General features: G+C 55.9%; 1 pseudogene. It reads right to left on the reverse strand.

Annotated elements, in window-relative coordinates:
• Window positions 1–471: 471 nt before the first annotated feature.
• Window positions 472–665, reverse strand: a pseudogene (locus WH277_RS05655) (hypothetical protein); the annotation flags it as partial.

Below are 665 nucleotides of genomic sequence, written 5' to 3' on the forward strand. Positions count from 1 at the left end.
ACGTCCGGCTTACCTCAAACTGGCCCCCTCCCCGCAAGATAGCGCTCGCTGTGGGGTTTAAAAGCATCAGAACGTGACGATCTCTGCTCATTAATGAGAATCAGGATTTTGGGCTTGGGTTTTGACCTGGGTTTTGACGTTGAGGCGGCATTCAGCAGCGCTGAGGAAGCACAGTGAACCAGGACGAACCGCCAGGACGGCGGTGAGAGGGAGAGCCGGCACAGGGTAGTGCCGTCACGACCGCTCCGTCGGTGAACGACGCTTGCGAAGGCACCTGCTGAAAGCGGGCGATGCGCCAGCCGCAAGCCCGGATTCCAAAGGGCGGGGCGACTGCCGCCCTTTGGTCGCTCAGCCCGCGCAGCGGGAAAGCGAAACGCCCTTGACGTTGACCTTGGCCTTGGCCTTGACCTGGACCTGGACCATCGTGCAAACCATCACCACGGGTGAAGCCTGGCATGGCTGGACCCGATATCACCTTGAGTTAATGGCATATAACTCGATGGTCGGTATCACATCCAGCCCATCAGAGGTATAAAATACGGAATTAGTGAAATTATAAATTCTTCCTGTAATCCTGACCGTCACCCGGTTGCCCACTTTTGTGACGCTAGCCCCATCACTGTCCGAAGTGAGAAAAGGTGCCGTATTTCCCAATACCTTTAATA

It is taken from the genome of Erwinia sp. MYb416 (genome assembly GCF_037479575.1).
Classification (GTDB): domain Bacteria; phylum Pseudomonadota; class Gammaproteobacteria; order Enterobacterales; family Enterobacteriaceae; genus Erwinia; species Erwinia rhapontici.